Raw genomic sequence first — 17,283 nt, forward strand, 5'->3', positions numbered from 1 at the left:
GCGTGAGTTCGAGGGCGGCCTCCGCAACCGCGAGCTGCCCCTTCGCCGCGGCGACGGCGGCTAGAGCGCAAGCAATAAGGTCAGGGTCCCAGGTGCGAGAGGACGCAGCCGCGACCAAGGAGGGAAGTTGAGCGAGGGAGTGCAGGTAAGCAGCCCGAAGATCCTCGGGGATCTCGGTCTGGCTTTTCGCGCGGCAGACTTTTCGCGCGGCAGATCTCGACCCAGGCAGGAAATTGGAAGTACCCGTGATCCGCTTTGTCGGGCTCGCGTGCCAATGCATGGATGACATGCGGCACGGCCGCGAAGGAAGCCGAATAGACGTCGCCCTGATGCGCAAGCGCACTCCACAAGGTGAACCATGGCTCCGATCCATCCATGGATGAGGGCAACTTCTGCAGCTGCCCCAACAACGCGGAGATGTCGCCGGCTGTGCCATATGCGTGCTGCAGTTCGGACCAGCGCGCACTTTCGAGACTGAGCACAGTGCTTCCTACGGTACGCAGTTGACTAAGCTGTGAAGAAGGCGGGGTAACGTTTCGGATTCTCAAGGACGGCTCCCGGATACGACAAACTTTTACCGTCTCCTCGGTAAAGCCGAGGGAACTCTCAAACGTTGGTTAGTCAGACCGTCGGGATACGGGGCGCGTTGCGCCGAGCCATTACGCGTTTTAGATGGACTCCAACTAGAGATTCAAAATCTCCATTACTAATAAATCCGTAACTTTTACCCTGCTGACCGATGAGGTTAATAGTGTACTGGCGCAGGCTGTTAAATTGCCTGGTTCCTTCTCGAAAAATGCGCAGCTCGTACTGCGCTTCCCCCGTCCGGCTGATAGCAGCAATATCTCCAGCAGCAGCAACGCCGCGGTATCGAAGCGGCCCTGTGCCAAGGCGAAAGTCCAGATTATTTTCAGCCTCGAATGTGACCCTGCACATATCCTCCTTCACACCGATGTCGATGTACTCCATGCTCACCAAACAGGAATAGGTAGCCTTATGTCCCCGCTGGTTACGGATGGTTAGAGGAGGAAAAAAGTCGAAACAGTCTTTGCTTAGCCAGAAATACTGAGAACCCTTGCCAGCATTACTCCCTGGTGTTGCATTAATACGGGCCGTATCGGCGTGGCTCAGACGTAGGAGCAGCGTCACCTCGGCCGAGTCATCCAACACCAGCTCAGCCGCCTGCTCGTCGTAAAGTAAACGCCAAGCTGGCGATCCAATATCGTCGAGAGAGGGACGGTGATAATCCCAATTTTGCCCAAGCAATCCGGCCACCATGCCGTCCCAAGAGAATTGCATACCAGCGGTAGTCGCCCGGTCGAGGAGTACGGACAGCTCAACATTTTGTGACATGCCTGGACCTGTGAAATTGCCAGAAGTCACGACGAGAGAATTGCCCTCCTCGGTAAGAGCTCCATAGCACTTGGCATGGAGCAGCCGCTTCCGATTGACAATATGCACATCGGCCCCACACCCGAGCATCTCGTGTACAACTTGCTTACTGGTCAACCGGGAACGAGTGCTGCCAGAAAATATTGCAGTTATACGACCACCTTTCCGAGTATGCTCCTTAAAAGTCTCGTAAAACCGCACACCGCCATTGTAGTTCCCGAAGCCTGAGACAACGTATAACGTCCCCTCTCCGGGCCGGTGATTCCGCACCCAGACATCTTCCAAAATATTGACCAACCCCTTATTTTGCCCAGTCGCATAGACATTCGGATGAAGTGCGAGTTGATTCATTTTGCTCTCACGATGACCATGGCCTCTCCGGTAATGGCATTACCTGTGTGATAGCCATACCGCTGATAGGTTTGAAGTGGAATAGACTCCTCATATGTCCAACCGTTGGCAGCCGCTAGGTCGGCAAGATGCTGCGGGGTGTCGATATCAAACCGCTCGCCACCAAGCACAGTGTGGTTGGTCCCGACAATCAAGGCAAAAGGAGCGCGTTCATTCATGTAGGGGCGGAGTGTCCGGAAGACCGCTGCCATTCCTTCGAAGTAGCGGTACAAGAGAAGCGGAACCGCCCGTCGGCGGAACCCATCGGATTCCGACAATGCTTCCTGGAGAGTTAGGCAGTAACTGGCCTGAGCAGATGGCAGTCCGGCTTTGTTAGCCAACAGGGCCGCCAGCGCTTGTTTCTTCTCCTTGACCTCACGGCTACCGACAAGGCGAGACTCGAGAGGAAGAATGCCTGAGGGCGGAACAAGTCCTAGCCATACCAAGCTAAGGCGCTGAGTGTCTATGTACGGGAGCGCCGTGGCATATGGGGGACTGGTCAAGGCACAGTCGAACTTTTGTCCGCGCAAAAACTCGGCAAGTTCCAGTTTACGGCTGTCGTGCAACCATGCCCTGCTGCTGCCCTGCACGCGAGGCAGCACTTTCTTGGTCTCCTCGAGCTTGCGGATGAAGGCGAGCGCTCTTCCTTCAAAGGCTTCGATGAGGGGCATGCCCGGCAGCGGACTTTTCCGCCGCCGAATACGGAGGTCGACTGGGTCTTGCTGGGAATAGTCACGGAGAAGATTGCTTGCCACCGCGAGAAAAACCGCAACACATCCCGGGTCAGCGCGCTCAATGGCCGAACGCAATCGTTCGATGACTCGCAAGATAGGCTCGTGGAACCATGCCGCAAGGTAAGCGGTCCGAGCTTGGCTGGCTTCATCCACCGACTTCGACACTCGCATAAGCTTGAAGTCTTCGATAACGCCCGACAACTCCTTTTCAAGGCGTCCCTTTGGCAGCTGCAAAGCATCAATTTTCGCATTGGCAATGAAAACAGCGAGGGGGTTAATGTCTGTGCCCGTGGCGCTCATACCAAGATGAGCGCATTCAAGCAATGACGTACCCGAACCGCAAAATGGGTCAATGACGCGCCCCCCCACCTTGACATCCATGATGTTAAGGATGGCGCGGGCAATCTGCGGATTGAACTTACCCTTGTACTCATGAAGTCCATGCGCCGAGTACCGGGTTGCCTGTCGGCGGGACTCGACCCCATTGATGCACTCCAGTTTGCCCTGGAGGGTGGGAACCGTAATTTCGTTGGTTTTAAATGACGAATAGTAGACTAACCTATCGGCGACAGCCGCATCCACTTTTCCAGAGAGATTTACGCCCGTTTTAGTATACTCAAGCCGCGCTTGCGGAAACAAAACCCGAGCCTCCCGGCTCGCCAACTCAAGTTCATAAGGATAATAGCTATAACCGTGCCGTACGAGTTCCATTACTGCTTTGAGACCTTGCACTTCTGAAGAACCAAAATGGTTTCAGTTTTGATATTTGCGTGAGCGAGATTGAATGACTTTCGAGAGGCCGAAATGACACGTTCGATTTGAGCCACGCAGATGAAATTCATCGACTCCGCGATGGTACGGATGATGCCAGCGTTATCGACAACAACCCCATGGATTTTTGAGCGGCCAATTACGAAACAAGCGTAACCCTCTTGCACCATCACATCATCAATTAGCTTCAGCGCACCCCTCATCTGATCCCAGAAGTTTTTCTCAGTATGATGATTAGTTTTGAAGAAATGCGCACGGGCGCCAATTTCCTGACTCTTGACTTTAATAGGATCATAACCGAGCCACCACATGCGGTACTTGTGATAAAGCCAGTATTCGTAGGCGTTCGGGTACGGAGGTGACGTGACCACGATCCCGACCTTTCCCGGCAAGTCAGTTGGATCAACTTCGAGGGTGTTCTTGTTGAGCACATGCGCCTGTGGAAGGTCCCATGTACGACAAGCCATAGCCACTTTCAACTTGGACACCGCTACCGTGAAGGCATCAAAAACACCAGACCACGTAATGTCCTTGTCAACGGCTGCATACCTGGTATCGCTGTCTTGGTTTGAAACCCGGACCAAGATCGAAGACAGACAGAGATTCAATGCATCCCGGCAGCCATCGTCATCAACCCTTCGAATTTCTTCCGAAATAGCAGCAACTGCTGTCTGGACGTCGGCCTTGAACCAGTGGTCTAGGTTGGGAATGACCCGTCGATCAGGGGTTGCGTTTGTGCGAGCACGGGCGACGATATCCGCAGCGAGTTCCTGCAAACCATCGGGCTCAGCCCCCGTCTTCACCCGCGAAATCAGGCAGGCAATAGGATTGAGGTCGATGCCCACGCTAGGCAAACCGCGCCTCTGGGACTCCACGAGTGTTGTGCCACTCCCGACAAAGGGATCAAGCACAAAAGTTCCCTTCGGGATCGGGAGGATGTCAAGAAGCGTTCTTGGGATATCCCCAATAAACTTAGCAGGATAGGGGTGAATGCCCTCGATAGGAGGCGCCTTGGCTCGCTTCGCAAAGCTCCAATCAGTCGCCATAAGTCGTTCGACAATCCCCGCCATTTCAGGTGACAACGAGCCACATTCGTGTGTGACCGTGGCTCGGCTAGCCCCTTCCTTCATCGGGAAACTCCGTTGGGAATCAGCTCGGTCACGGGTAGCGGCGTCTTTTCTTTACTCACGTTGAACTTAAGCCTATGTCTATCGAATGAATCATGACAAGCCAGTATGCCATGCGCCTGCAGCGAGCACTCTGCATCTCGCGGCGGTCTGAGGCTCTCTGGCTGATTCCAGCGCTCCATAATCACAAGCGAAATTAAAAAAGGCGACAAATTGCCGCCTTTTTTGTGGTCAAAATGTGGAATCAAACCCCAACCGGATTAGCCTTCTCCGGATCAATCTTGTACTGCTTGATCGCCCGAGCCACATCCTTGCCGGTCATCTTCCCATCCTTCGCCAACGCCGCAATCGCGGCATGCGCGATGTAGTACCGATCGACCTCAAAGAACCGGCGCAGGTTCGCACGGGTATCGCTCCGGCCAAAACCGTCGGTACCTAGCACGGTGTAATGCATCGGCACGAAAGCGCGGATCTGGTCGGCGAAGGCGCGCACGTAGTCGGTGGCGGCGATGGCCGGGCCCTGGCGGCCTTCCAGCAGCTGGGTGACGAACGGCTTGCGCTGTTCGCCTTCCGGGTGCAGGCGGTTCCAGCGCTCGGCGTCGAAGCCGTCGCGGCGCAGTTCGTTGAAACTGGGGCAGGACCAGATGTCGGCGGTGACGCCGAAGTCCTTGTCCAGCAGTTCCGCCGCGGCGATGGCTTCGCGCAGGATGGTGCCCGAGCCCAGCAGTTGCACGCGCAGTTCGCCCTTCTTGGGCTTGCCGGCGTCCTTGAGCAGGTACATGCCCTTGATGATGCCGTCTTCCGCGCCCGCCGGCATTTCCGGGTGGGCGTAGTTCTCGTTCATCAGGGTGATGTAGTAGTACTCGTCCACCTGCTCCTGCATCATCCGCTGGATGCCGTACTGCATGACCACGGTGACTTCGTAGCCGAAGGTGGGGTCGTAGCTGCGCACGTTGGGGATGGAGCCGGCGATGACCTGGCTGAAGCCGTCTTCGTGCTGCAGGCCTTCACCGTTGAGGGTGGTGCGGCCGGCGGTGCCGCCGAGCAGGAAGCCGCGGGTGCGCATGTCCGCCGCCTGCCAGGCGATGTCGCCCACGCGCTGGAAGCCGAACATGGAGTAGTAGATGTAGAACGGCAGCATCGGCACGTTGCTGACCGAGTAGCTGGTGCCGGCGGCCAGCCACGAGGAGATCGCGCCCGGCTCGCTGATGCCCTGCTGCAGCACCTGGCCGGACTGGTCTTCGCGGTAGAACATCAGCTGGTCGGCGTCCACCGGCTTGTACTTCTGGCCGAACGGGGCGTAGATGCCGATCTGCCGGAACATGCCTTCCATGCCGAAGGTACGCGCTTCGTCGGCCACGATCGGCACGATGCGCGGGCCCAGTTCCTTGTCGCGCAGGGCGATGTTGAGGCTCTGCACGAAGGCCATCGTGGTGGAGTAGGTGCGCTCGCCGCTGTCCTTGAGCAGGCGCTCGAACTTGTCCAGGCCCGGGGCCGGGATGGACAGGTCGGCCTTGCGGCGGCGCTGCGGCAGGTAGCCGCCCATCGCGGCACGGCGCTCCTGCAGGTACTGCACTTCCGGCGAGTCAGGGCCGGGGTGGTAGAACGGCACCTGCTCGGCGTCGGCCAGCTGCTTGTCGCTGAGCGGGATGTTGAAGCGGTCGCGGAACGCGCGCACGGCGTCGTCGTCCAGCTTCTTGGTCTGGTGGGTGGGGTTCAGCGCTTCGCCGGCCGAGCCCATGCCGTAGCCCTTGACGGTCTTGGCCAGGATCACGGTGGGCATGCCCTTGGTGTTCACCGCCTGGTGGTAGGCGGCGTAGACCTTGTGCGGATCGTGGCCGCCGCGGTTCAGGCGCCAGATGTCGTCGTCGGACAGGCCGGCGACCATGGCCGCGGTCTCCGGGTACTTGCCGAAGAAGTTGGCGCGGGTATAGGCGCCGCCGAAGGCCTTGCAGTTCTGGTACTCGCCGTCGACGGTTTCCATCATCAGCTTCTTGAGGACGCCGTTGGTGTCCTTGGCCAGCAGGGCGTCCCAGTAGCCGCCCCACAGCAGCTTGATGACGTTCCAGCCGCCGCCGCGGAACACGCCTTCCAGCTCCTGGATGATCTTGCCGTTGCCGCGCACCGGGCCGTCCAGGCGCTGCAGGTTGCAGTTGACCACGAAGATCAGGTTGTCCAGGCCTTCGCGGCCGGCCAGGGCGATGGCGCCCAGGGTCTCGGGCTCGTCGCTCTCGCCGTCGCCGATGAAGCACCACACCTTGCGGTCGGACTTCTCGATCAGGCCGCGGTGCTCCAGGTACTTCATGAACTGCGCCTGGTAGATGGCGCTGAGCGGGCCCAGGCCCATCGACACGGTGGGGGTCTGCCAGAAGTCCGGCATCAGCCACGGGTGCGGATAGGAGGAGATGCCCTGCCCGTCCACTTCCATGCGGAAGTTGTTGAGCTGGTCTTCGCTGATGCGGCCTTCCAGGAAGGCGCGGGCGTAGATGCCGGGGGAGCTGTGGCCCTGGATGTACAGCAGGTCGCCGGGGTGCTTGTCCGAGGGCGCGCGCCAGAAGTGGTTGAAGCCCACGTCGTACAGGGTGGCGCTGGAGGCGAAGGAGGCGATGTGGCCGCCCAGGTCGCCCGGCTTGCGGTTGGCGCGGACCACGGTGGCCATGGCGTTCCAGCGGATGATCGAGCGGATCTTCCACTCGATGGCCGCGTCGCCCGGGCTCTTGGCCTCGTTGGCGGGGGCGATGGTGTTGACGTACTCGGTGGTCGGCGAGAACGGCAGGTAGGCGCCGGAACGACGGGTCAGTTCGACCATGTCCTCCAGCAGCTGATGCGCGCGCTCGGGGCCTGCGACATCGATGACGGCCTTGAGCGATTCGATCCACTCCTGGGTCTCAGTGGGGTTCGGATCGTTCTGCAGCACCTCGTTCAACCAGTTCATAACGCTCCCGTAGGTCGCACGCACGCGCGCGATGGCATGTGTTTTCTCGAAGCCTGCAAGTGTAGCGCAACCGCTTCCAAGGACCTCGTACGCCAGCGTATGGAACGGACTGTCACATTGGCCCGGGACACGCGGCGGGACAGCCGCCGCGGCCGCTGTGCCGGGCGGCCGCGGCTGCGCTTATGATCGGGCTCCAGGCCCCCGTGGAGCGCCGCCATCGCCGTCGCCTCGTCAGCGCAGGAGCCTTCCGCGGTCGCCTGGCGGCACAGCCTGCGCACGCGGCTGCTGTTGTGGGGCAGCCTGCTGCAGGTGGCGCTGCTGCTGGGCCTGGCCCTGCTGTTCTACCTGGGTGCGCGCGAGGTGATGGTGCGCAACGCGCGCGAGGAGGTGGCCGGGCTGACCCAGCAGACCGCGCGCAGCCTGGACGCCACGCTGGGCTCGGTGCAGGTGAGCGGGCGCACCCTGGCCGCCGCCGCGGCGGGGCTGGGCCGGCAGCCGTTCAACCTGCGCAATCTGCTGCAGGCCACGCTGCAGGGCGACCCGGACATCGCCGGGGCCTTGCTGGTGATCGAGCCAGGCGCGCTGAAGGACGACGGCCGCGGTTTCGCCTGGCACCTGCGGCGCACCGCTACCGGGGTGCTGGAACAGCCGGTGGAGGCGCTGGGCTTCGACGCGCGCAGCATGCCCTGGTACCGGCGCACGCTGGCCGCGCCGGCGCCGTGGTGGTCCGAGCCGTACAGCGACGCCAGCACCGGCGGCGCGTTTCTGACCACCTACAACCTGCCGCTGCGCCTGCCCGGCGACGGGCCGCAGGCGCCGGCGATCGGCATGGTGAGCGTGGACGTGCCACTGCAGCGACTGCAGGCCATCGTCGCCGAACTGCCGGCCAACAGCGGGCTGCAGCCGATGCTGCTGTCGCCGGACGGGCTGTTCGTGCTGCATCCGGACCCGGCGCTGCGCTTCCGCCGCACCCTGGAGGCACACGTGGCGCGGGCGCGGCCGGACCTGTCGCCGCTGGCGCAGGCGGCCGACACGCACACCGCGGTGCGGTTCGAGCACACCGCGCCGGACGGCACCCGCTACCTCACGCAGAGCGCGGCGGTGGGCGACACCGGCTGGACCTTCGCGCTGAGCGTGTCGGAGGACTACATTCTGGCCGGGCTGGACCGCATCGTGCTGTGGGGCGCGCTGGCCGGCGCCGCCGCGCTGGCGCTGTGGCTGTGGCTGCTGCACCGCTACACGGTGCGGCTGGTGCGGCCGATCGAGGACCTGACCGACTCGGCGCTGCACTTCAGCCAGGGCGCGTTCGACTACCCGCTGCGTCATGTCGAACGCGCGGACGAAGTGGGGGTGATGGCGCGCGCCTTCGACAGCGCGCGCGGCTCGATCAAGCGCCAGCTGGACGAGATCGCCACGCTGGCGCAGGCGCGGCAGCGCATGCAGAGCGAGCTGTCGATCGCGCGCGACATCCAGTTGGCGATGCTGCCGGTCGGGCGCACCTTCGACAGCGCCCATAAGCATCTGGAGACCTATGCGCTGCTGGAACCGGCGGAGATGGTGGGCGGCGACTTCTACCAGTTCTTCGAGACCGAGCCGGGGCTGCTGTGGTTCGTGGTCGGCGACGTGTCCGACAAGGGCGTGCCGGCGGCGCTGTTCATGGCGCGGGCGATGACGGTGCTGGAGATCGCCGCGCGCCGGCACACGCGCCCGGACGCGATCCTGATCGCGGCCTCGCAGCGTCTGGTGGAAGGCAACGAGCCGTGCATGTTCGCCACCGTGCTGTGCGGGCTGATCGACGTGCACAGCGGCGACTACTGGCTGTCCAGCGCCGGCCACGAGCCGCCGTTGCTGCTCGGCGCCGACGGCCGCGCGGAATTGCTGCCACTGGAGTCCGGCCCGCCGCTGGGGCTGGAGCCGCAATCGCGCTACCCGGTGGTGCATGGGCGCCTGGCCGCCGGCGCCACCCTGCTCAGCTACACCGACGGCATTACCGAGGCCATGGATGCGCAGGACCGGCCCTACGGCGAGGCGCGGCTGCTGGCGGCGCTGCAGCCGGGCGCCGACGCGCAGGCGCAGTGCGCCGCGGTGCTGGCCGACGTGCAGGCGTTCACCGCACCGGCACCGCAGTCCGACGACATTACGCTCCTGGCGATCCGGCTGCGCCAGGATCCGGCACGGGAGGCGACGCGATGATGCTGCGATGGCAGATGGAACCGGCAATCGACGCACTGGCGCAGTTGAGCGACAGCGTGGAGGCGGCGCTACGGCGCCACGGCGTGAGCGGCGAGCAGGTCAGCCGCACCCGGCTGATCGTCGAGGAACTGGCGTGCAATACCCTCGAACACGGCCACCTGCGCCGTGAGCCGCTGCCGGTGGACGTGATCCTGCATCTGCTGCACGACGCGCTGGTGCTGGAGTTCCACGACAGCGGCCCGGCCTTCGACCCGCGCGACGCGCCGGTGCCGGACCTGGACGCGGACATCGCCGAACGCCCGATCGGCGGCCTCGGCCTGCACCTGGTGCAGCAACTGGCCGATCGCCTGGACTACCACCACGACGCCGGCCGTAATGTGGTGCGCATCGTGTTGCTGCAACCTGCCGATCCCCCTCTTCAGGAGTCGCCCGCATGACCACGTTGAGCCTGCAGATCGACCCGGCGCAGGACAAGCGCCAACGCCTCACCCTGAGCGGGCGCCTGGACACGCACACCTATCAGGCCCTGGACGAGGCGCTGGCGCCGCTGCTGGCCACGCCGCTCACCACCCTGGTGCTGGACCTGTCGCACCTGGACTACATCAGCAGCGCGGGCATCCGCTCGATCTTCAAGGCGCGCAAGGTGCTGGCCGCGCGCGACGGGCGGGTGCTGGTGGTGAACCCGCAACCGCAGATCCGCAAGGTGTTCGATGTGGTCAAGGCGGTGCCGTTGAACGAGATCTTTACCTCGGTGCAGGAACTGGACGAGTACCTGGACGAGATGCAGCGGCGGGTGTTGGCCGATGGCGCAACGCGTCGGGACTGAAGTCCCTCCCACAGTGCACCCAGCGAGCGCGCTGCAAGGCTCTCTTTTGACGCACGTCGACTGCCATGCCGCTGCGATGCGCGACGCGGCGTGCCTGCCGACGGCGCAATGCGTCGGGACTGAAGTCCCTTCCACAGTGTGCCCGGCGAGCGCGCTGCAAGACCCTCTTTCGACACAAGCGGCCCAGGCCGCGACCGGAGTTGCCGTACAGCGCGTCATGGCTAAGCCACTTCCACAGGGATGGACTGGGCATCTCTTGTGGGAGGGACTTCAGTCCCGACGAGGGAGGGTGTCAGTCGGCTTCCGGCTTCCCTTTTCGCGACTGCATGACCAGCTGACTCTCAAAAGGGCCACGGCTGGCCGATGCAACTTGGACAGCTCATCCCCGCAGAACTCCCAAGCACACCGAATGCACGCGCAGGACGCAAACGCGCGCTGCCGTCTTGACTGAACCAATCCCACCGCGCTCCAACGCCCGACCTGCCAAGCGCTTGCCGACCGCACAACTTCGATATATCTTTTCCGCACCCGATTCGACATATCGAAATGCCGCGACCCCACGCCCCCGGCCCGCACCCCGCGCACCGCCTGTTCGAGGACGACCGGGCCGGCCGCAGCCGTGGCGCACGCGGCCCCCGTCCGCTCGGCCACGGCGACCTGCGGCTGTTGCTGCTGGCGATGATCGAGACCCAGCCGCGCCACGGCTACGAGTTGATCCGCGCGGTCGCCGAGCTGTTCCATGGCCTGTACACGCCCAGCGCCGGCACGGTCTACCCCACCCTGGCGCAACTGGAAGCGCAGGGCCTGGTGCAGGCCGATGCCGACGCGACCCGCAAGCGCTATGCGATCACCGCGGCCGGCCAGGCCTTCGTGCGCACCGAGCGCGCGCAGGTGGACGCGGCGCTGCAGCGCACCCAGCACAGCGCGCGTGCGCTGGTGCGCGCCAACGTGCCGGCGCCGGTGCGCGAGGCGATGCGCCGCATCAAGCACGGCCTGCTGGCGCGGCACGGGCGCTGGGACCCGGACGAGATCGAGCGCGTCGCCGCGCTGTTGCATGCCGCCGCCGACGGCATGGATGGCAACACACCCTGATTCCCCTTCCAGCCAGCACGCGGACATTAGCGCTTTCGGCGTCCGCGTCGCCCGCCAACCCTCTCCCCCACTTCCGAGGATTCCCATGGCGACCCACGAACACCGCCTGCTGCGCCACCCGCTGCGCCTGCGTCATCTTCAGGTGCTGCGCACGCAACCACTGACCCCGCACATGCGCCGCATCGTCGTCGGCGGCCCCGAGCTGGACGGCTTCGTCAGCGCCGGGCCGGACGACCACGTCAAGCTGTTCTTCCCCAATCCCGAAGGCGCGTTCGTGCTGCCGACGATGACCGAGCACGGCCCGGTGTATCCGGCCGACGCACTGCCCTCGCCCGCCCGCGACTACACCCCGCGCCACTACGACGCCGACGCGCAGGAACTGACCCTGGACTTCGTGCTGCACGGCGACGGCCCGGCCTGCCGCTGGGCGGCGCAGGCCGACCCGGGCGATGCGCTGGTCGTCGGCGGGCCGCGCGGCTCGTTCGTGGCCGCCGACGACTTCGACGCTTATGTGCTGATCGGCGACGAGACCGCGCTGCCGGCGATCGGCCGCTGGCTGGAGACCCTGCGGGCCGACGCGGAAGTCGACGCGCTGATCGAGATCCCCGGCTACGCCGACCGGCAGGCGCTGGACTGCGACGCCGAGCTGCGCATCACCTGGCTGGAACGCAACGGCGTGGACGCGCGCAGCAGCCAGTTGCTGGAAGGCGCCCTGCGCGACTTCGACCCGCCCGAGGGCGACGCGTTCTACTGGATCGCCTGCGAATCGGCCCGCGCGCGGATGATGCGCAAGTTCGTCGAAGGCCACCTGGGCGTGCCTAAGGAGTGGATTCGTGCGACGGGGTATTGGAAGGCGGGCGGGGACGCGGCCGAAGACTGAAAGCCGCGTCGAAGAAAGCAAAAAGCACGCGCAATATGGCCGGCACGGAATACACGGCAATCCGTCGCAACAGCCCCTCTCCCACCGGGAGAGGGGTTGGGGTGAGGGTAAGGACGCGCCTGGCGCTTCGGGCGCATGCGAGGCTTCGCCGAGAACCATCGCGGTAAGGCCATCGCGGCTGAAGCCGCCCCTATGGTGCGTCTTTCGCGCGCAGTTTCATTGCACTGCACACAGCGAGGTCCCGAACATACAAACGCCCGCCGAATGGCGGGCGTTTGCGTTACGGCAGGCGGCAGCGCGAGAAGCGCCGCCGCGACCACAGGCGGCCTTACTTGGCCGCTGCCTGCAGCGCTTCGGTGGTGATGCGGATCTTCACCTCGTCGCTGACGTTCGGCACGTAGGCGCCCAGGCCGAAGTCGCTGCGCTTGACCGTGGTGGTGGCGTCGAAGCCCAGCGCCGGCACCTTCTTCATCGGGTGCGGACCGGCACCGTTGAGGGTCACCGCCAGCACCACCGGCTTGGTCGTGCCCTTGATGGTCAGGTCGCCGGCGACGGTCAGCTTGTTGCCGCCGGCCGAGGTCACCTTGGTGCTCTTGAAGGTGGCGGTCGGGAACTTGGCGGCGTCGAAGAAGTCGGCGCTCTTCAGGTGCTCGTCGAACTTGGCGGTGAAGCTGTTGAGGCCGGACAGCGGCAGGGTCACGTTGACGCTGGACTTGCTCACGTCCTGGGCGTTGTAGACCAGGGTGCCGTCGACGTCGCCGAAGTGCGCGGACGGGTTGGAGAAGCCGAAGTGGCTCCACTGCACCAGCACGTCGGTGTGGGCCGGGTCGAGCGTGTAGGTGCCGGAGACGCCCTTGGCGGCGGCAGCGGCGGCGGCCGGGGCGGCGAAGGCGCTGGTGGCCGGCTGGGCGACGACGACGGCCAGGGCCATGGCGAGCGGGAGCAGCAGTTTGCGGGTCTTGGTCATGGTGGAACTCCTTGGAGGGGTGATGGGACGAAACTGCGGCAGGCGCGGGCCTGCGGTGGGACACGAAAGCGGAACGCGCGCGCTCACTCGATGCGCGCGGCCTCGTCGAAACTCAGCCGCGGCAGGCGCGGGAACAGGCCGCTGGGATCGCCGTAGCCGAGGTTGACCAGGAAGTTGGATTTGATCGCAGTGCCCGCGAAGAACGCGGCATCGACCTTGGCGTTGTCGAAGCCGGACATGGGACCGGCATCCAGGCCCAGCGCACGCGCGGCCAGGATCAGGTAGGCGCCCTGCAGCGAGCCGTTGCGGAACGCGCCTTCGCTGCGGCCTTCGCGCGGGCCGTCGAACCAGCTCTTGGCGTCGGTGTGCGGGAACAGGTACGGCAGCTTCTCGTGGAAGTCTTCGTCGTGGGCCACGATCACCGTGACCGGCGCGGCCAGGGTCTTGGCCAGGTTGCCTTCGGACAGCGCCGGCTTGAGCTTTTCCTTGGCCTGCGGCGAGGTGACGAAGACGAAGCGCGCCGGGCTGCCGTTGGCCGCGGTCGGGCCCCACTTCACCAGGTCGTACAGGGCGCGCAGGGTGGCTTCGGCGACCGGCTTGTCCAGGAACGCGTTCTGGGTGCGCGCGGTGCGGAACAACTGGTCGAGGGCGGCGTCGTGCAAGGCGTCGGACATGGAGGAAGTTCCTTGATCGAGGGAAGCGCCAGGAGGCCGGTGGGGCCGTCCCGATGCGAGGCGGCCAGTGTAGAGTGGCACGATTGTCGCAACACCCGGCCGCGATGCAACGGATTACTACCAAACGTGAAACGATCGGACGCGACCTGGGCGATTAGCGATGGCCGCGCCGGCAACGCCCGCCAGGCCGAGGCACTGGCCGCCGCGTTGGCGCTTCCGGCCGCGGTACCGATCCAGGCGCAGGTGTTGCAGCCGCACATGCCGTGGCGCTGGTTGGCGCCACGCTGGCTGCCCGGCGCGCAGCATGCGTACGGCGCGACATTCGCCGCAGCAGTGCAGCAGCCGCCGCCGCTCGCCGTGGGCTGCGGCCGCCAGGCGGCACTGGCGACGCGGCTGCTGCGCACGCGCGGCAGCCAGGTGGTGCAGATCCTGGATCCGCGGCTGGACCCGCGACACTGGGACGTAGTGGTGGTGCCGGAACACGATCGCCTGCGCGGCCCCAATGTGCTGACCCTGCTCGGCAGCCTGCATCCGATCGACGATGCCTGGCTGGCGGCCGGGCGCACGGCGTTTCCTGCGTTGGGCGCATTGCCCTCGCCGCGCATCGGTCTGTTGGTGGGCGGCCCCTCCGGGCTGGCGCCGTGGAGCGCAGCACAGGCACAGGCCGCCTTCGCCGACATCGCCGCACAGTTGCGCGCGCACGGCGGCAGCCTCCTCGCCAGCGCATCGCGGCGCACGCCGCCTGCGGTGGCCGCGGCCTTGCGCCGCACGTTTGCCGACGTGCCGGGCATGGTGTGGTGCGGCGCGGACGACGGCGCCAATCCCTATGCCGGCCTGCTCGGCTGGGCCGAGCGTCTCGTGTGCACGCCGGACTCGGTGAACCTGCTATCCGAAGCCTGCGCCACGCGCGTGCCGGTGCAGGTACTGATGCCGGAGACGGCGCGTGGCCGCGCCCTGGATTTCCATCGTGCTTTGCAGGCGCGTGGACGCCTACTTCCGGCGCAAGATCCCGGCGACGCGTACGCCGCCGGCATCGCACCGCTGCGCGAAACCGCGCGGGTGGCCGCGCTGATCCGCGACCGCCTGGCGCTGGCCTGATCGGCCGCCGTGCCGGCGTCGCTGCCACGACACCGACACGGCAACCGGGCCCAACGCGTCACATCACGCTATGTCAGGGGTTGCTCGGCGAACGCGGCACGCCGGCCGGCGCCGCATCCAGCGCGCCGATCAGCAGCCGCACCACCGGCGTGCCCACGCCGACCGTGTAGTTGTACTTGCCCTTGATCGGCTGGTTGTTGTCGACCACGCCGTTGTAGCCGGGGATGCCGCGATGCAGCGCCTCCGGCCCATTGGCGGCCAGGCGGTACAGGTAATCGTTGAGATTGCCCTGGCGGCCCTGCTTCTCCACCAGCAGCGCGACCGCGCTGGCGAATTCCGGCGCGGCGACGCTGGTGCCGATCATCGCCGAGATGCCGCCCTTGAAGTAGGTGGCCACCGAGCTGTCGCCCTCACGGCACGGCTGCGTCGCAATCCCCGGGCAGCCGCCGACCAGCATGCCGATGTCCGGCAGCGCGCGCATGGACGTGCGCGTCCCGCCGAGTGCACGCAACTGATAGGCCGGACGCTGGAACAGGGTGCTGACGCCGCCGCCGGCGCCCCAGTAGCCGCCGGCCAGGTTCGCGCCGACGCCGTAGTAGTCCGCGGTCTCCAGCGGATCGCCGTAGGCGCTTTCGCTCTTGTAGCCGGATTCCAGGCTGCCCTTCTTGTACGCAGTGAGCAGGTTGCCGCCGCCGACCGCGGTCACGTGCGGGCTGGCTGCGGGGTGTTCGACGCCGGCGACGAAGTGGCCGTCCTTGTGGTCGACCGCGTACTGCGTATCCGCGCAGTCCAGGCCGGCGTTGTCGCCGCTGGAGGCGACGAAGGTGATGCCCTGCGCGTTGCCCTGCTTGAACACCGCATCGTAGGGGCGCAGCAGCGAGGTGAAATCCTTGCCGCCGTTGTAGGCCGCGGTGTAGTACAGCTCGCAGACGCCGAACGAGGAACTGACCACGTCGGCCTGGTTGTCCTGCACGATCTGCCGGTAGCCGGCCAGCACCGAGGCGTCGCTCAGGTCCGGGATCACGTACAGCAGCACGTGCGCACCCGGCGCGCCGCCGAGCGCCATCTGCACGTCGAGCGCGGCCTCGCCGCCTGCGGCGTCGTTGCCGTCCTGCAGGCCGGGCTTGGCGCCGGCCACGTAGTGGCGCGCGTACAGGGTCGGGTCGGCGTGGTTGGCGGCGTAGCGGCTGAAGTTTTCGTGGTCGAACATCGCCTTGATGTCCGAATCCAGCACGTCGCTGCTGATCAGGATGGCGATGGTGCTGCCGGTGCCGTCGAGCCGGCGCTGCTGCCCGGCCGCGCCGGTGGTGGCCTGGTAGGACGGGTAGCCGTAGGCCTGCTTGAGATCGTTGTACCAGTAGGTGGTACCGCCGGCGCCGTAGCGGTTGGCGGGATTCTTGGTGGCCGCGCGCTGCCAGTTGACGTGCATCGCCGGCGCGCCGCGGGTCAGGCCGGTCACCGTCGCCCCGGTGTCGCGCAGCGCAGCCGGCAACTGCAACGGCGCGGCCGCGGCGAGGCGAGCCTGGGTCCCCTGCTGCACCTCGGCGGTCAACGGCACCGCGAACAGCCGCTCGACGTTGTCCGCGCTCGCGCTGACATGCAGGGTGGCGCCCTGCTCGACGACGTTCATGTGCGCGGCCTGCAACGCGGCGCGCACCTGCGCGATCTGCGCCGGTGCCGGCGCGAAGCGGCGCTGGAACTCGGCCGGCGTCAGCCAGTGGTGGTACTGCGGCGAGACCGGATCCTGGATGTCGGCCAGCAGGGCGTCCAACCCCGCCTGGTCGCGCAAGGGCAGGTGCACGTCGAAGGTGACCGGCGCGCTGCGCAGGGTGGCGGTCATCGCCGCGATGGAGGCGTCGGGCGCGGCATTGGCGGTGCCGAGCGCGCACAGCAGGGAAGCGGACAACACGGCAGCCAGCAAGGGCCGACGGCGGATGCGATCAAGCATGGGCGTCTCTCCGGGGGTAGAGCGAGTGAGACGAGGCCGTGGCGGCCTCGCGGTGGGAAATCGATGGTCCCTCTCTGCACAGGAGAAGGATCGGGGCGAAGGTGCGGCGTGCGACGTGCGCGCGTGGTGCGTTGCTGCGAGGCTGCGCCCGACCCTCATCCGCCCCTGCGGGGCACCTTCTCCCGAGGGGAGAAGGGAGAAGCCGTAGCCCCTCTCCCATCGGGAGAGGGGTTGGGGTGAGGGGACGGAGGGCGTA

13 protein-coding genes are annotated in these 17,283 nt (G+C 65.4%); 6 read left to right on the plus strand and 7 right to left on the minus strand.

Features of this window, described 5'->3' with window-relative positions:
- Nucleotides 1–621: 621 nt before the first annotated feature.
- The 4 genes from CEK66_RS15160 to aceE form a co-directional block, all read right to left on the minus strand.
- A complete protein-coding gene (locus CEK66_RS15160) occupies nucleotides 622–1,743 on the minus strand; it encodes a restriction endonuclease (RefSeq protein WP_152237457.1) in 1,122 nt (373 codons plus the stop codon).
- Nucleotides 1,740–3,227: a DNA methyltransferase gene (locus CEK66_RS15165; RefSeq protein WP_152237458.1), complete on the minus strand. Its 1,488-nt coding sequence runs from the start codon at nucleotides 3,225–3,227 to the stop codon at nucleotides 1,740–1,742. The genes CEK66_RS15160 and CEK66_RS15165 overlap by 4 nt, the downstream gene beginning before the upstream one ends.
- A complete protein-coding gene (locus CEK66_RS15170; RefSeq protein ID WP_226978627.1) occupies nucleotides 3,227–4,417 on the minus strand; it encodes a DNA methyltransferase in 1,191 nt (396 codons plus the stop codon). The genes CEK66_RS15165 and CEK66_RS15170 overlap by 1 nt, the downstream gene beginning before the upstream one ends.
- Nucleotides 4,418–4,658: 241 nt before the next feature.
- The gene (aceE, locus tag CEK66_RS15175) at nucleotides 4,659–7,349 is read right to left on the minus strand and encodes a pyruvate dehydrogenase (acetyl-transferring), homodimeric type (RefSeq protein ID WP_017907187.1); all 2,691 of its coding nucleotides are present in this window, start codon (nucleotides 7,347–7,349) and stop codon (nucleotides 4,659–4,661) included.
- Nucleotides 7,350–7,565: 216 nt separating this feature from the next.
- Here aceE and CEK66_RS15180 point away from each other — a divergent pair, with 216 nt between their 5' ends.
- The 5 genes from CEK66_RS15180 to CEK66_RS15200 all read left to right on the plus strand — a co-directional run bounded on the left by CEK66_RS15180 (nucleotide 7,566) and on the right by CEK66_RS15200 (nucleotide 12,340).
- Entirely contained in the window at nucleotides 7,566–9,542 is a 1,977-nt protein-coding gene (locus CEK66_RS15180) for a SpoIIE family protein phosphatase (RefSeq protein WP_193312677.1), read from the plus strand.
- Nucleotides 9,539–9,979, plus strand: coding sequence for an ATP-binding protein (locus tag CEK66_RS15185; protein WP_152237459.1), 441 nt, complete (start codon nucleotides 9,539–9,541; stop codon nucleotides 9,977–9,979). The genes CEK66_RS15180 and CEK66_RS15185 overlap by 4 nt, the downstream gene beginning before the upstream one ends.
- The gene (locus tag CEK66_RS15190; RefSeq protein WP_152237460.1) at nucleotides 9,976–10,368 is read left to right on the plus strand and encodes an STAS domain-containing protein; all 393 of its coding nucleotides are present in this window, start codon (nucleotides 9,976–9,978) and stop codon (nucleotides 10,366–10,368) included. The genes CEK66_RS15185 and CEK66_RS15190 overlap by 4 nt, the downstream gene beginning before the upstream one ends.
- A gap of 546 nt (nucleotides 10,369–10,914) precedes the next feature.
- Nucleotides 10,915–11,460 carry a PadR family transcriptional regulator gene (locus tag CEK66_RS15195; RefSeq protein WP_152237461.1) on the plus strand — a complete coding sequence of 182 codons (546 nt, stop codon included), beginning with the start codon at nucleotides 10,915–10,917 and terminating at the stop codon, nucleotides 11,458–11,460.
- 85 nt (nucleotides 11,461–11,545) lie between these two features.
- The gene (locus tag CEK66_RS15200; RefSeq protein WP_152237462.1) at nucleotides 11,546–12,340 is read left to right on the plus strand and encodes a siderophore-interacting protein; all 795 of its coding nucleotides are present in this window, start codon (nucleotides 11,546–11,548) and stop codon (nucleotides 12,338–12,340) included.
- A gap of 328 nt (nucleotides 12,341–12,668) precedes the next feature.
- Here CEK66_RS15200 and CEK66_RS15205 read toward each other — a convergent pair whose 3' ends face one another.
- On the minus strand, nucleotides 12,669–13,307 hold the full coding sequence (locus CEK66_RS15205) for a YceI family protein (RefSeq protein WP_017910034.1): 639 nt from the start codon (nucleotides 13,305–13,307) through the stop codon (nucleotides 12,669–12,671).
- Between the two features lie 83 nt (nucleotides 13,308–13,390).
- Entirely contained in the window at nucleotides 13,391–13,981 is a 591-nt protein-coding gene (locus tag CEK66_RS15210; protein ID WP_152237463.1) for a malonic semialdehyde reductase, read from the minus strand.
- Between the two features lie 126 nt (nucleotides 13,982–14,107).
- Between CEK66_RS15210 and CEK66_RS15215 the strand changes: the two genes are divergently transcribed.
- A complete protein-coding gene (locus tag CEK66_RS15215) occupies nucleotides 14,108–15,079 on the plus strand; it encodes a mitochondrial fission ELM1 family protein (protein ID WP_152237464.1) in 972 nt (323 codons plus the stop codon).
- 73 nt (nucleotides 15,080–15,152) lie between these two features.
- On the opposite strand, the gene CEK66_RS15220 is transcribed toward CEK66_RS15215, so the two are convergent.
- The gene (locus CEK66_RS15220) at nucleotides 15,153–17,027 is read right to left on the minus strand and encodes a S53 family peptidase (protein ID WP_193312676.1); all 1,875 of its coding nucleotides are present in this window, start codon (nucleotides 17,025–17,027) and stop codon (nucleotides 15,153–15,155) included.
- Nucleotides 17,028–17,283 lie beyond the last annotated feature (256 nt).

The organism is Xanthomonas sp. LMG 12460 (assembly GCF_009192895.1).
GTDB classification, from domain to species: domain Bacteria; phylum Pseudomonadota; class Gammaproteobacteria; order Xanthomonadales; family Xanthomonadaceae; genus Xanthomonas_A; species Xanthomonas_A sontii.